This window comes from Vibrio sp. R12-SG2-ISO1, from assembly GCF_059834045.1.
On the sequence record NZ_JCBDGO010000021.1, the window covers coordinates 231061 to 246787 of the forward strand.

A 15727-nucleotide genomic window follows, 5' to 3' on the forward strand; every position below is an offset into this window, starting at 1 on the left:
GTATTACCCCTTATTCAGTTCATTGCGTTGTTGCATCATTTCGCGAACAACGGAGTCACTATACTGACCATGAGCGACAGGATGACGTGTTGCACGCAAGATGTACGCGATACTGCGATCGACATGTGAGAAGAACTTTTTCCAACCTGCACACAAATAATTCAAGCCAGGTTCACCTTGTGCGGTTCGAATAAAGCGATTTTTGGGACATTCACCGTAGCAAGCAAACTGGTAATCACATTGCTGGCACTGTGTCGTCAACGTACGCGATTTAGCGAAACCAAATTTTTGTTGTTCGGCGCTGTAAGCAACATCATCGAGTTTTTGATGATGTATATTACCAATTTTATACTCTGGATAGACATAATGGTCGCAGGTGTAAAGATCGCCGTTAGGCTCCATTGCGAGGCCTTTGCCACACAACTCACCCAGTGTACACAGTGGGTTCTTACGCCCCATCCAAGTTTCGATACTCGCTTCAAAATATTGGACGAACACTTTACCAATGTCGTGCTTGACCCACTCATCGAATACTGCAATCAAAAAGTTACCCCATGCCATATCCGACACACACCAAGGCTCCATCACCGAATCTTTGTGGCCCGGTATCAGACGTTTATCACCCTGTTTTGGTTGATCTTCAGCGGGCCAAGTTTGCGGCGCCGTGGTGCGAAACGTTTTTTGTTCCACAATCGGAATGAATTGGATTTGCGGTGAACGCACTTCATCACGTAGGAAGCGGTAGACCTCAAGTGGGTTTTGGCTGGTGAGATTATTCACGCAGGTCAAGGTAGCAAAATTCACCTTGTGTTTGTGCAGCAGGTTAACCGCCGCCATCACTTGCTTGAATGTGCCACGGCCCGCTCGGTTGGTGCGGTACGCATTGTGTAGCATCTCTGGGCCATCAATACTTAGGCCAATCAGGAAGTTGTTTTTGGCAAGGAACGCACACCACTCGTCGTTTAACAAGGTACCGTTGGTTTGCAAATCGTTAGAAATAACAATGCCATCTGGCTTGTATTTATTCTGTAGCTCAACGATTTTTTCAAAGTAGTCAAGTCCGAGCATCGTCGGCTCACCACCCTGCCAAGAAAAGATGATTTCTGGGGTATTTTGTCCTTCAATGTAAGTTTTGATGTAGTGCTCTAACGTCTCATCAGACATTCGCGGCGAGCAGCCTTTTTTATACTCAAGCAAGTCCTGTTTGCTGAGGTAGTAACAGTATTGGCAATCAATATTGCAAGCTGCACCGATGGGTTTCGCCATCACATGCATGCGCTTAGACGCCTTACCTTGAAACTGAGGACCTTGAGTAATTTGCATACATCACCTTTCATCTTTTTGTGTACCGTTAGTGTACTGCGGCTATTCCGTGAGTTCATGTTATAGGGGTTATAACCAAAGCTTATGGTGTAAAGTGCTATTATCAATACACTCACATTACCAGAGAACAGATGATGAAAACGAGTCTATCCCTTCTTTCTATACCTCTATTTGTGTTTACTCTTGCCGGTTGTGCGAGTAAACCTGCACATCCACTCGCTGAAAAAATAAATCAAGATATGGTCTGGGTTGAGGGCGGTGAGTTTGTCATGGGGAGTGACTCAGAAACAACAACCAAAGCAGAGCGCCCCGCAAGAAGCGTGAAGGTTGATGGTTTTTACTTATCTAAATTTGAGGTAACTCAAGAGCTATTTGAGTCAGTGATGGGCTCATCATTAAGTTTTTTCAAAGACCCTCAGGTACCAGTAAACAACTTAAGTTGGCAGCAAGCCACGTACTTTGTGGAACAGCTCAACGAAATGACGGGAGAGAACTATCGCTTACCGACCGAGGCTGAATGGGAGTTTGCCGCTCAAGGCGGTATCCACAGTCAAGGTTATACCTACGCCGGTTCTAATAATATTGATGATGTGGCTTGGTACGATGCAAACTCTAACAACCGTGCCCATCCAGTAGGTCTAAAGCAACCGAACGAGCTTGGCTTATACGATATGACAGGTAATGTCGGTGAATTTGTTATTGATGCCTTCGACGATACCTTTTATCGATTTGGTCCAACCGATAACCCTAACAACGCTCAACACAGTGATCTCGGTCTTGCACATAAATCCGTCCGTGGTGGCAGTTTCGCCTACAGCGCAAACGAGTCAGAAAACTTCCGCCGCGACTTCGCTAGTCAAACCATCATTATGTCTGACATGGGTTTGAGATTGGCGAAAGATTAACCCTACGATAAAAGGAATGGTATGAAAACAGTATGGCTTGGTGCCGCCAGTGCACTTTTGATTTCTGCACCGTTTACGGTATTGGCCGAAGAGGCTAAGCCAAAGTTGGTGTTACAAGTCACCGTTGATGGTTTACGTGGTGACCTCTTAGAGCGCTACAAACAGAACTTTGGTGAGGGTGGCTTCCGCTACCTAATGGATCAAGGTACACATTATACCAACGCCCATTACCAACATGGCAACACGGAGACGATTGTGGGGCACGTGTCACTCGCGACCGGTGCACCGCCTTCTGTTCACGGTATGGTAGGTAATGTTTGGTATGATCGACAATTAGAACGACTGGTGTACAACGTCGAAGACGCGAACTACTCCATGCTCTCTGCTGGTGCTGGCGTCGATAAATCCACTGAAATAGATCCCACACAGAAAACTGCGCTGCAGGACGGTCGATCTCCCGCGCCTATCCTCGCGAGCTCTTTCAGTGATGAACTGACTGTAGCATCAAACGGGCAAGCAAAAGTTTTTTCTGTCTCGATTAAAGACCGTGGTGCGATTTCTTTAGCAGGTCACACCGGGAAAGCATTTTGGTTCTCTAAATCTCAGTCTGAATTTGTCACCAGTGACTACTACTACGATCAATACCCAAACTGGGTGTCACGCTGGAACGAAAAACAAATCCCAAACCAGTATAGTGGCCAACGCTGGGAGCTCAGCCTAGAGCGTGATCAATACACGCTGGACGAAATCAGCCAAGAGAACAAACTCGATTTGGCAGGATTCGCTCGCACCTTCCCTCACCCATACGGGCCGTCAAGCTTTAAATATTTCTCTACCATGCTAACAGTGAGTCCAGCAGGTGATGAAATTACGGGCGATTTTGCCCAGACCCTGCTGCGTCAAGAGCGCCTTGGTCAAAGTGGGTTTACCGATTATCTCGCGGTGAGTTTTTCTTCGAACGACTACGTGGTTCACCTCTACGGACCTGACAGCCTAGAAACCGAAGATAACCTGATTCGTTTAGATCGCACTCTGGCAAAACTATTTAAAACCGTCGATGAGCACATTGGTCTTGAGAATACTCTGATCGTCCTTTCAGCTGACCACGGTGTGCCTGAAGTGTCACCAAACGCTAGCCAACTTGGTTTTCGTCAAGCGAGCTACTTTGATGTCAATAACATCATTAATGACAACGTGTTAGCAAGATTAAAGAGTGAGTTCGGTTTAGGTAAAGAAGCCGTACGCCTTTACGCGCAGCCTTACATCTATCTTGATCACGACGTGATTGCGAAGAAGAAAATCGCACTGGCGGACGTACAAGCCGCTATTGCTGAAGAAGTTCGCAAAGTGGAAGGCGTTGCTTATGCGGTCACATCAAGTGACGTAGCAGCGAACCGCCTACCCAATACGCGTGTCTTTGATATGGTGAAAAACAACTACCACCCAGATCGCTCTGGTGATGTGTACTTGGTGTTCGCACCGCGTACTTACATCAACGACATGGATGGCCTCACCATCGCATCAACCCACGGTTCACCTTGGCGTTACGACACGCACGTTCCGGTGATCTTTGCTGGCCATCAGGTACCGGCTCAAGTCGTCAACCGCGACGTGACGCCTTACGACATCGCACCAACGCTATCTAACTACTTAGGCATCACCCTACCGAGTGGCGCCACCGGGCATGTGCTAACGGAAGTGAAGAAATAATCGTTCACGAACTCTAAGGTAAAGGGCTTCGATTGAAGCCCTTTTAAATTTGGCATAAAGCACTAATACCCTAACGCCTTCACCGCCTGTTTCAACTGCGATCTTAGCCATTCGTGTCCGCTTTCTTGAGTGCGGCTCGGGTGCCAGATCATACTGAGTTTCTGCTCAGCGTTACTAAAAGGTAATGGGATCGCCTTCAACTGATACTGCTCAGTAAAGCTTTTTAACGCACGACACGGCCAGATACCAATGTACTCACCGCCACTGATGACAGGCAGCATTTCAAAAGCGCCTGACGCGCGGTACGCCACCTTGCGCTTTGCTAACTCGGTAATGTGCTCGCCGAGCAAACTAGTGCGGCTTTGCCAGCGCGAGACCACAACGTGCTCCTCCTCCAAAAATCCTTCGAGCGAAATGGTATCGCCAATGCGCGGGTGATCCTTCGCACAAACCACGATCATCTCTTCACTGTAAAGTCGCTCATACTTGAGTTTCGTGCGGTCTCTAGGCTCAATATCAATAATTAAATCATAGCGTTGCAGACGCAAATCACTTTCGTAGTCTTCGGTAAAGAGAGGGTGAATCTCGAGTGCTATGTTTGGCGCATGCTGTCTGATCTGCTTAAGCAGCAGGGGCAACAACTGGTAACTCGGGACAGAAACAGAGGCAATTGAAAAGGTACGATTGGTGATTTTCGGGTCAAATTCACGCGACGCTGAAAGCGTTGAGGTGTAGTTTTTTAGCGCGGCCGACATCGCAGGATAGATATCAATGGCAAAACTGGTTGGCTCCACCCCACTGGTACTGCGATGGAACAAAGGCTCGTCGTAAATATCTCGCAAACGCGCCAACGCTTTACTCACCGCAGGTTGGCTGATATCCAAACGTGTGGCCGCTCGGGATAAATTCTGTTCTTCGAAGATCGCAACAAAAATGGGGATAAGATTAAGTTCTGTGGTTTTCATATCGATACAGGCTGGGCAGGAAAGGCGTTATTGTAACGAAAATGCCACTCGGTATCGAAATGAAAACACACAAAATGCTGCCTATATGGCGAAAATTGCCGACAAAAAGCATGTTTCCATCAAGAGTCACGCTTTTTCTTAGCAAGATCAGGGAGTGCTTTAGGCAAGGCGACGCGATTGAATCTCGCACTAAAACGGCCTGTGCTTTGACGGATAAGGCGCCATAACGCTTGATAGACATTGACCGCTTCGCTCCCCGCTTGCAAAGCGCGACTGTGCGTCTGCCACTCGTCGTCCTGTTTCGCGTCAGAAAGCGGTTTAGCGTCAGCATACGAACTCGTAGCAAGCAGCGTACGTCGGCCCGTTCGTGCGCGGTGTTCGCGATAAATTAATGCTCTAGCGGCGCCCCACTCTTTTGCTTTCAGCGTGCGTCTAAACACGAGCCAAGTGGGTGTTGGGTGCGTACGATAGTAACGCAGCGTTAGCTGAGCAAACACAGTAACGCTCAACAAGACAACAAGCAGCGCAATCAACCAAGGCGCGTAGGCTTTAAGCCAAGAGCTGAGCGTATGTTTAATCACAAAACTCTGCCCCTCAATCGTCATCTGCTCAAGTTGCTTCGTCTCACTGTTCCACCACTGGAATTCGATATCGGGCAAGGTAAAGGTTCCGCCTCGCTGCAAGACATACACCACCTCTTCTTTACGCTCTGAACGATAGTTGCCTCGCTGCTGCGTATCGTCGAGGGCACTGGGTTGTGAGTAGGCTTGGTAAAAATCCGATCGCGACCCATCGAGAAGTTCGGGTAGCAAGACGGAGAGGCTATCATTGGCCGTGATACTTACCGTTCTCGTGATGCTATCCCCGACATGAAGCGTCTCATTGGAGCGTTGCCACTGTTGGGAAGCCTCAACCTCACTGGCGCTAAACCAGCTCTTCTGTGTATCTATCAGACCAGAAGGCAATATAACCTGAAAAGGTAACGGTGGCGTTTGCAGCGTCCCCGACAACGGCTTGCCATCTTCCGCCGAGACAGTGATACCCAAAGCCAACGGTGGTACGACATAATCACCCGATGTTTGAGGATAGAGCGTGATCTCCCAACGTTGATGTGACCAAGTTTCACCATTGCGACGCTCCGTGTAGTTGGTGGCTCTTGGGTTACGCTGCATCGCGATCACATTTGCCAACTCCACGTTTTGAATGCGCGTCCCTGCCGTAAACCAACGCGGCGTACTGACATCAATCGTCATGACGATCTGCTCATTCACGGTAAACTGGGGCGTTGCGCTTGGCGCTTGTTCGTCCCCTAGCCAAGCTCGGATTTCGACTTGCGCGCTGCGCTGTTTACCGCCAAACGTCTGGGCATGCGCGCTTGTCGACATTAAAGCGGTGAAACAGGCGCACGTTAGCCAAACCATGATGGATTTCATTGAGACTCTCCCTGCACCGATTGCTGCTGAAGATAAAATTTCGTGCGTAAGAAACGTTTGGGGTCCGCTTCCACCCGTTTTAGCCACTTATCCGCAAGCTCATCACTGCCTAAAATCTCGCGGGCGTTTAAACTCTCTTTGTTGAGCAGCTCTTCAACGGTATTCTCTTCGGCGCCATCGGCGGTTTGAGGGTTATCAGACAACTCATACGAGTCTTCCAACCCATCCGACACACTGGTCTGGCTCTCGCTTAAGCGGTTAATCTCTTCAACGATCCCAGCCAACACATTGCGGTTATTGAGCACATCTTTTCTTAGCGCTTCGGGCAGATTCTCGTCATCAAGCAAACTATTGAGCAAGTTGCGCGCGGCTAAATATTCCCGTTGACGCGCCAATGCACTGGCAGCGTTGTACAAACCAAGATAGTGCGATTCATCACGCTGATCATTTTGCATCGAAAGAAACGCCGTATGGGCGAGCTTGTACTCAGCGGCGTAGTAATAGGCCACGCCTTTATGCAACGGGCTTTGATAATGTTTGGCTGCGCGTAAATAGTCGCCGCGGTTAAACCAGCGCTGACCTTGCTGATCAGGGGTTAACCAGAGATCCCACCACCACTGCGCCGCCTCATCAAGCATCGTCGGTACTTCAACGTTTACGGGTGATTCGGCATGTGTCGAAACAGTTTGTGCTAACACTGGCGATGGCAAGCCTACCGAGCCAAGCAATGTTAGGGCCAAACACCACTGGACCAGCCAGCCTTTTCTAAACCACAACAACATCAGCAACATTACGGGAATCAAAAGCCAATACCCCATATCTTGCCAAGGCATCGCCGAATCGCCGTTCATTTGCATATTACGCTCAACGTAACGGTTGATCTGCTCGACGTCGCTCTCATCAATGCTCATTTCAACCACTCTTCCGCCGACAGCATCCGCCAACTGATTGAGTGACTGAAGGTCGAGGGAGGATTTTGCCTGACTGGTGCTCGCCACTTGCTCATTGCCCGCCGCCAGAATGACGAGCTGATAAGGACGCTCAGCCAAAAAGCGTTGATAGGCATTAATGGCACTCGGCGTGACACCATCACTGACCAATAGCACTGTTGAGCCCGGTTGCTGATTGAGCTGATCGTCGATAAGCGCCAAGGCGGTATCGGCGTTCTTACCCGATTCGGGCATGATGCTTGGTTCGATCGCGGCTAAAAATGGCGCAAATACCGCGACATCTTGTGTCAAGGGCATAGCAGTGTGACCACTACCCGCAAACACGAGCAGTCCGGTGCTGCCACCACTTCGTAGGGCTAACAAGTCACGAATTTTATGTTTCGCACGTTCCAGTCGACTTGGCGCAACATCGGTTTCCAACATGGTATCACTGCTATCGAGTACAACCAGCATCGCTGCTCGATCTTCGCCAAAAGGCGACGCCTCGCGCTGCCATGAAGGGCCTGCGCACACCACTATCGCCAAAGTGACGATCATCACCAACAGTTTGAGGGGTAGCTGCTTGCGCCACCCAGCATCACCAATGGTTAGCGCCTTTCTAAGGTGCGCTGGTAAGACTTCCTGCCAACTCGGTTGACTCTCTTCACGCCAACGCAGCCAAAGCAAAAGCAACATTGGAACCAGTGCCAACAACCAGAAAGGACGAATAAAATGAAACTGGGTAAAAAACTGTACCCACAGCTGGCTATCGAACACCTTGACCTCCTGACTGTGAGCGGCGCGCCCGATGAATGCGCTTGCTTGTCGCCAGCGCAAACGCAAGTAAATAGATCACCACAACTACGGCGATGAGCTGATGATGAATGCTCTGTTTCGGCCTATAAGTTAGGCTTTCAAACAGTTCGGGTTCGATGTCTGAAATGATCTGATAGGCATCACTAAGCGCCGCCCTGTCAAGCGCTTCAAACGCACGTCCACCGGATTCACTGGCGATCCGTTCGATCACCTCCATATCCAGCGCAGTTTCACCCACCGTTTGCGGATCGCCCATCGCAATAACGTGGATACGAACCCCTTTTGCTTTGGCGACTTTTGCCGCATCGATGGGTTCAACAAAGCTGCCAGTGTCGTTCCCGTCGGTGAGGACGATCGCCACTTTTTCGCGTGCGCGAGCCTCGTCACCTGTTTGCGTGTTGCTGTCACTTTGTTCAAACACTTTGATCGCCAAACCGATCGCATCGCCAAGGTGGGTGCTCTGCCCAGCCATCGCCACATCGGTTTGCGATAAGAGTTCAAGCCACACGTCATGGTCAACGGTAAACGGCGTTTGCACAAACGCGGCGTCACCAAACAGAATCAAGCCTAGTCGGTCCCCTTGGCGCGATTGCGCGAACTCTGACAGCACTTCTTTTGCGGCATCAAGACGGGAGACTTTTTGACCTGAGGCACTGGTAAAGTCGGTTTCTGCCATCGACCCAGATAAATCAACCACCACCATCACATCACGGCCGATACTTTCTCTCACTTGTGGTTCGCCCAACACCGTCGGTTTAGCGAGTGCCATCACCACCAACACCCATGAGAGCAGCAACGTCGCACGCTGCCACCAAGTCGGTTTAAGCTGGCTTGCCCCTTGACTTGGCGCCTCGCCCATCGATTCAACCAAAAGGGTAAAAAACGGCACTTTGGTCGCCATCTGCTTGGTGCGATAAGCCGGTGCCCACCAATAGATAAGCAGTGGCAGCGGCAACACCACAAACCAAGCGGGATAAGAGAACTCAAAGCCACTAATGGATAAAAGACTTTGCCAACTATTCATCGTGCGCGCTCCTGATGACGACTCAGCCACTGTTTCGATTGCGCAATCAGCGCTTGTTTGTCGTGATCGCTAAGTGGCGCAGCGGGATTAACTAAATGATTCATCCAACGCTCAGCAAGCGAGGCGTCAAACGGCGAATCCAAGCAAATGGCATTGAGCTTATCCGTAAAGGGGGCGCCAAATAACGGACTGTTGCGGCTATCTAGATAGACCAGCACCACTTTAATGATGTGAAAGAGCTGCGCAGCAAACTTGGGGTCGTTCAGTTCAAGCCTTGCAATGGCGTTCAGCGCTTCTTGGCGGTAGCGATTGCGCCACCAAAAGCGCGCATAGCGGTAGCCGCCATACAGCGCAGCGAGCAGGATAAACAGCGCGACGAGTTTCCAACCTAAGGTTTGTGGCCACCAGCTGATGCTCGCGGGCACGGCGACGTCGTGCAAATCACGCAAAATGTAGGTGCTTGGTGGCGTATGTGTCATACTCATCCTCGCCCTCCTACACGGCGCTGAAACTGCGCAATGTGTTCACCGTCGGTGGCCAATTCAATGTACGGCAAGGTCTTCGACGCCATCAAACGACTGAGCGATTGACGCTGATTCTTCATCCGTTGCTCTAACTCTACATTCGCTTGAGACAGCTTACTGCGACTATCGAGATTTAACTGGTATTCGCCATCGCCGACCACCCAATTCATGGTCGCCAATAGGGACGGGAGTGATTGCTCTAGGGGATCACTGACCATCACCGCCAGCACATCATTGTGTTGTTGGAGCTGCTTAAGACGATCAACATCATGATCTTGGCAATCGTGCCAATCACTGATCATGATAATAGTGGTCTGTTTTAAGCGCATGCGTTGCAGTTGCTCCATCCAATGGGAAAAACTCACGGACGCAGTATCGGTACTGTCCACATTGAGCGCTTGGTTGACCTTAACCAACTGTTTGAGCTGACCAAGCAGTTGATTTTGGCTGCGCTGAGATTTGCTGTGCACAATAGACTGGTTCGAGGCGAGGGAAAAACCGACCCGATCGCCATCTTTAAGGACGCGCCAAGCACACAAGGCAGCCACTTCCGCGGCCACCACAGATTTCATCACCTGCACAGAAGAGAAATACATCGCACTGCGTTGGTCAACGCAGATCATCACGTTGCGATCTTTCTCTTCGGTATAGCTGCGCACATGAGGCTTGCCGGTGCGCAGGGTCACTTTCCAATCCAAGTTGCGAATGTCATCACCTAACTGATAGTGGCGCAGCTCTTCAAAATTGAGCCCACGGCCACGAAACAGCGACGTGTTGCGCCCCGCCAATACGCTGGCCGATTTCAAATGCGGCAGCAGCGTGAAGGATTGTGCTTGAGCTTGCAGGCGCACTAACGTGGCGTAGTCACTATAGAGCCTTGAGTCGAGCCCTTGTGATTTCGGTGCTAATGTCGGCTTAGCCATCACTGCCCCTTACTTATCCAATCGCCACACAATCAAGCAGCTCATTGACCACACGTTGATGATCAACGCCGTCAGCTAACGCGTCATAAGTCAAGGTGAAACGGTGACCGAGCACCGCAGGTGCAACGCTGCGCACGTCATCTGGCGTGACGTGGTCACGTCCTTCGAGCCAAGCACTCGCACGCGCGCACTTATCAAGCGCAATTGACGCACGTGGGCTCGCGCCCACCTCGATCCACTGGGCGAGGTTTGATTCACCGTAGCGCTCGGGTTTACGCGTTGCCATCACCAGTGCCACGATATAATTTTCTACCATCTCGCTGACGCTAATGGATGGCAGTTGTTTGCGCGCATCCAACACATGCTCGACTTCAATTGTATTTACATCTGGGGTCGCACGATTGGCCGCCCCCAACTCCTCGCTGCGTACAAGGCGGATAATGTCTCGCTCCGCTTGGTCTTCTGGATAATCAACCGTCACTTTCATAATAAAGCGGTCCATTTGTGCTTCGGGCAGCGGATACGTACCCTCTTGCTCGACGGGATTTTGTGTCGCGAGTACCATAAAAAGCTCAGGTAGGATGTGCGTTTTATCGCCGACCGTAATCGTGCCCTCGGCCATTGCCTCAAGCAACGCCGCCTGCACTTTTGCTGGCGCGCGGTTCACTTCATCAGCCAAAACAATCGAATTGAAAATCGGACCCGGTTGAAAGTGAAGCTGGTGATGACCATCAATTTCTTGATACACCTCAGTGCCCGTTACATCTGAAGGCAACAGGTCGGGCGTAAACTGGATGCGACCAAAGCGTGTATTGAGAAGGTTCGCCAGCGATTTGACCGAGCGTGTTTTCGCCGTACCCGGTAAGCCTTCTAACAAGATGTGACCATTGGTCAATAAACCAATCACCAATGCGCGTACGACGTGGCTTTGCCCGATGACACTCTTCTCTGTTTGTTCAATCAGGGCGGCAATGGCCTGCTGTGCTTGATTCATATTGTGCTCCACTCTATTTAACCGCAATGTTGCTGCTACTCGCTCGTCTCCAATGAGACCGTATGGCATCTGCCCTATACTAGCGATTTGCCCTATAACTATTGGTTATACCTATCATACTTCGCCCTTTACTTAGGGGCTAATCCAAGCCGCGCCCGCAGTTGTCCCACCACGTCTGCGGGCACCATTTGCGCCAATGTACCCAAACACACCTTAAGGGCATCGTCCACCTCAGCGCTGTGTCGGTTGCGCGCTAACACTTCACACTGGGCATAAAGATGTTGAGGGTTTCCGCCCACTTGATACGCTTGATTGAGCGCCTGACTGGCAGCCATTACATCGCTGCCCTCAAGGGCAAGACCGTACACATACCAATATTGGGCATTGGTTTGCGCGCCTTTAGCCGCCATGGCCAGATAATCATTGGCCTTTGATCGATCGCCGCTGCGAAGCAAAGATAAACCAAGGCTATAAGGGATGATCGAGGAGTTGGGCTGGGCAGTTAGACCACTCAGCAGCACCTCACGCGCTTTACTCTCGTCGCCTTGACTGCGGTAAAGATCGGCCAAATTGATGTAACCGTTTTCAAAATAGGGCTCAATTTGGATGGCTTGCTGATACAAACCTTCGGCCTGCTCCCTGTCGCCCATCTGGCGGTGTACATTACCAAGATTAACGCGTCCAAAGCCGCGATCGGCGTTAAAGCGTTGAATTTCGATGTACTCCTCAAGCGCCGGTTTCAATTGCGCTATCTGTTCAACACTCATCGACAAGTAGCCACTCACCAGAGCTGCAGCAGTTTCGGTTCGCACGGCAAGGACAGGATCACTAAGCAGTGGTGAGAGTATTTTCCACTGTTCGGCAAACTCGTACCCCGACGCACCTTCAATAGCACCAAGGCGAATCATCTCATTGTCGTGTTTGACTGCTCGGGCGAGCGAAATCAACGTATTTTTACTCTGATTTCCCGCCATACGTTCTAGTGCAGAGGCGCGAATAATTGGCGCTAACGAGGCATCTTGCGCACTGTAGGCAAGCGCATCAGCGCTGCCTTGATGCCCGATCTCATCGGCGTAAAAAGCCACGGCAAAATGTTGCTGATTTCGATAAGGAGAGTCTGGGAACCATTCAGCGACTTGCTCGTCCGCCCACTGCGCACTTTGATCGGTGTGACAGGAGGTACAGACATTAGGCGTACCGATATGCTTGGCAATGTCGGCGCGCGGCACGTGCCAGCTGTGATCGCGCCTTGGATCCACCTGCATATACGTCGTCTCTGGCATGTGGCACGTCGTGCATTTCGATGCCTCACTGCCTGGAGCATGGAAGGTGTGCTTTTCTGGCGTATAATCCGATGCTAAGTGACATTGTGCACACACGGCCTCTTCGGCCACTTTCAACTTCGCACTGTGCGGATCATGGCAATTGCTACACGTTACGCCTTTTCTCGCCATCTGCGATTGCAAGAACGAACCGTACACATAATCTTCATCATAAATTTGGCCATCGTGATAATAAAGCTCAGGCGTGATCAGGCTTAAGCGGTACTTGTCAAAAAACGAACCGTTCACATGGTCACCCGTCTCATTGAGCTGGGTACGGCGACTGTGACACTGGGCACAAGTTTGCACTTGGGCTGTTGGCACGATCGCATCCGGTTGCAAAGTCGAGTGCCCTTCTTGATAAACCCAATTAGCAACCGATTGGCCTAAATCACGATCAAAGCCAAGGTGGGCACTGTGCTTTGACCATTCGCTGCGCGGCTGATTGGCATACTGCGTTGCTTGCTCAACGTGTTTACTTCCCGGGCCGTGGCACGCTTCACAGCCGACATTGATTTCTGACCAAGTCGTGTTGTATTGATTGCTCTCGGCATCATAATTTTTCTTGAGGTTAGTAGAGTGACAATCAGCGCACATAAAGTTCCAGTTTTGGCCAGTATTGGTCCAGTAGAACTCATCGTGTGGCTTGGTATCGGGGTATAAATGAAACCAACGCTGCCCCCCTTGCGATTTAGGTCTTGAGTCCCATGCGTACGGAATCAATTGCACTCTGCCATCTTCAAACGCCACCATGTATTGCTGTAATGGCTCAAAGCCAAAGGTGTAGAGGATCTGATGATCTTGCATCTCGCCTTTTGGCCCTTCTAGCGTCACCCAATATTCATCGCCTTTTTGGTAGAAACGGTGCGCTTTGCTGTTGTGCATCGTGGTCACGTCGTTGAAATCTCCGAGCACTGCATCGGGTTTGGCGTGACGCATCGCCATGTCGTGGTGAGATCCTTGCCAAGCCTGTGTTTGTTCAAGATGGCAATCAACACATTGAGCTGTTCCGACGAAGCTTGCCGCATGAAGAGGAACTAGGGTTGAACACAGAGCGACCCACAGCGTCCAGCACAGCACTATGAGTATTTGGCGAGCAGTTGCAAAATGATTAGGGCGTGGGTCTGTCATCCTCATCCTTGAGTTATCAGCAGGTAATCATTGATAAGTAAGAAACAAAAGTGGCTTAAATACAAGCATTTAAGCCACTATATTTTCACTTTAGAAGCGATATCTAATACGAGACACCATTACTTATTGGGCGTTTCTTGCAGTTTATCCATCACTTGTTCAAGTGAGAAACTGGCCGCCTTTTGCCTAGGCGGGAACGCTTCAAACGTTTCTAAGAAACGTCCAACATACGCCTGGGCAGGCACCAACATATACGCTCGATCAAGCATCCAATCGTAGTAGGTGTTGGAGGTGATATCGGCGACTTCATACGGGTCCATACGTAAGTTAAAGATCTTAGGGACACGCAGTTTGGTGAAGGGTTCTGCCCAAATACGCAGTGTGCCCTGTGCTCGCTGCTCCATAAAGACTAGTTTCCAGTTGTGGTAACGCAAGGCGGTAAGATCGCCATCATCGGAGAAGTAGAAGATCTCCTCACGAGGACCGGCCTCTTCAGCGCCGGTTAAATAGGGCAAGAAATTGTACCCATCAAGATGGACCTTGTACTCATCATTGCCCACTTTGTGTCCTTTGCGTAATTTCTCCTTCACTTGATCATCGCCTGCTGCCGCGAGGAAGGTCGGCATCCAGTCCATATGGTGCATGATCTCATTGGAGACACTACCCGGTTTAATCTTACCCGGCCAACGCACCATGGCGGGCACTCGATACGCCCCTTCCCAGTTGGTGTTTTTCTCACCTCGGAATGGCGTTAATCCCGCGTCTGGCCAAGAGTTCATGTGCGGGCCATTGTCGGTTGAGTAAAAGACGATGGTGTTGTCTTTAATGCCCAAGTCGTCAACTTTTTTCAACAGTTCACCCACATGGTTGTCGTGCTCCACCATACCATCGGCGTAAAAGCTGATACCGGTTTTACCCGCACTTTCCTCTTTGACGTGAGTCCGGAAATGCATACGCGTGGCATTCCACCAAACGAAAAACGGTTTATCGGCTTTGACGGCGCGATCCATGAAATCCAAGGCCGCATCAAGGGTTTCTTCATCCACGGTTTCCATCCGTTTACGAGTCAGAGGGCCAGTGTCTTCAATTTTGCCGTCTGCCGTAGATTTGATGACACCACGTGGACCAAATTTTTGGCGAAACTCTGGATCTTGTGGGTAATCGACGTTTTCCGGCTCTTCCTCGGCATTAAGGTGATAAAGGTTGCCGAAGAATTCGTCAAAGCCGTGTGCGGTGGGTAGGTGTTCGTCTTTGTCGCCTAAGTGGTTTTTACCAAATTGGCCCGTCATATAGCCCATAGGTTTTAGCAGTTCAGCGATGGTGACATCTTCCGCTTTTAAGCCAAGATCAGCGCCAGGTAAGCCCACTTTACTCAAGCCAGTTCGCAGCACGGTTTGCCCGGTAATAAACGTCGAACGCCCAGCGGTACATGATTGCTCACCGTAGTAATCGGTAAACATCATGCCCTCTTTGGCGATACTATCGATGTTCGGTGTTTGATAGCCCACTAAGCCAAATGTGTAAGCACTGACGTTGGTTTGTCCGATGTCATCTCCCCAGATAACAAGAATGTTGGGTTTCTCTGCCGCCATGCTGACACTCGATACGCCAAGCAGCGCAGTGGTCAGAATCGCGAGTCGACGCTTAACGCCGTATTCTGTTGCCATAGTAACCTCAGTTGTTGTGATTGTTGCATCCTGCCTTCTAATTGTTAGTACAACACCATGG

General features: G+C 50.3%; 12 protein-coding genes. 2 read left to right on the forward strand and 10 right to left on the reverse strand.

All coding sequences use genetic code 11. From position 1 onward, the window contains the following. Positions 1-3 precede the first annotated feature (3 nt). Complete coding sequence (locus tag AC6R10_RS15895) at positions 4-1323, reverse strand: anaerobic sulfatase maturase (protein WP_500672838.1); 1320 nt, start codon at positions 1321-1323, stop codon at positions 4-6. 131 nt (positions 1324-1454) lie between these two features. Here AC6R10_RS15895 and AC6R10_RS15900 point away from each other — a divergent pair, with 131 nt between their 5' ends. Beyond that, a complete protein-coding gene (locus tag AC6R10_RS15900) occupies positions 1455-2228 on the forward strand; it encodes a formylglycine-generating enzyme family protein (protein ID WP_500628245.1) in 774 nt (257 codons plus the stop codon). Positions 2229-2249: 21 nt separating this feature from the next. Then, positions 2250-3938, forward strand: a complete 1689-nt coding sequence (locus AC6R10_RS15905) for an alkaline phosphatase family protein (protein WP_500672839.1) — start codon at positions 2250-2252, stop codon at positions 3936-3938. Between the two features lie 62 nt (positions 3939-4000). On the opposite strand, the gene AC6R10_RS15910 is transcribed toward AC6R10_RS15905, so the two are convergent. The 9 genes from AC6R10_RS15910 to AC6R10_RS15950 all read right to left on the reverse strand — a co-directional run bounded on the left by AC6R10_RS15910 (position 4001) and on the right by AC6R10_RS15950 (position 15666). Continuing rightward, positions 4001-4903: a LysR family transcriptional regulator gene (locus tag AC6R10_RS15910; RefSeq protein WP_500672840.1), complete on the reverse strand. Its 903-nt coding sequence runs from the start codon at positions 4901-4903 to the stop codon at positions 4001-4003. 119 nt (positions 4904-5022) lie between these two features. Continuing rightward, on the reverse strand, positions 5023-6336 hold the full coding sequence (locus AC6R10_RS15915) for a BatD family protein (RefSeq protein ID WP_500672841.1): 1314 nt from the start codon (positions 6334-6336) through the stop codon (positions 5023-5025). Next, a complete protein-coding gene (locus AC6R10_RS15920) occupies positions 6333-8042 on the reverse strand; it encodes a VWA domain-containing protein (RefSeq protein WP_500672842.1) in 1710 nt (569 codons plus the stop codon). Before AC6R10_RS15920 ends, AC6R10_RS15915 begins: the two co-directional genes overlap by 4 nt. Continuing rightward, on the reverse strand, positions 8032-9105 hold the full coding sequence (locus AC6R10_RS15925; protein WP_500672843.1) for a vWA domain-containing protein: 1074 nt from the start codon (positions 9103-9105) through the stop codon (positions 8032-8034). The genes AC6R10_RS15920 and AC6R10_RS15925 overlap by 11 nt, the downstream gene beginning before the upstream one ends. After that, entirely contained in the window at positions 9102-9590 is a 489-nt protein-coding gene (locus tag AC6R10_RS15930; protein WP_500672844.1) for a DUF4381 domain-containing protein, read from the reverse strand. Before AC6R10_RS15930 ends, AC6R10_RS15925 begins: the two co-directional genes overlap by 4 nt. Next, positions 9587-10552 (reverse strand): DUF58 domain-containing protein, encoded by a 966-nt coding sequence (locus AC6R10_RS15935; RefSeq protein ID WP_500672845.1) that lies wholly within the window; start codon positions 10550-10552, stop codon positions 9587-9589. Before AC6R10_RS15935 ends, AC6R10_RS15930 begins: the two co-directional genes overlap by 4 nt. A 13-nt stretch (positions 10553-10565) precedes the next feature. Further along, complete coding sequence (locus AC6R10_RS15940; RefSeq protein WP_500672846.1) at positions 10566-11546, reverse strand: AAA family ATPase; 981 nt, start codon at positions 11544-11546, stop codon at positions 10566-10568. A 128-nt stretch (positions 11547-11674) separates the two neighbouring features. Beyond that, positions 11675-13999 (reverse strand): multiheme c-type cytochrome, encoded by a 2325-nt coding sequence (locus AC6R10_RS15945; RefSeq protein ID WP_500672847.1) that lies wholly within the window; start codon positions 13997-13999, stop codon positions 11675-11677. 119 nt (positions 14000-14118) lie between these two features. Next, entirely contained in the window at positions 14119-15666 is a 1548-nt protein-coding gene (locus AC6R10_RS15950; protein WP_500672848.1) for an arylsulfatase, read from the reverse strand. Positions 15667-15727 lie beyond the last annotated feature (61 nt).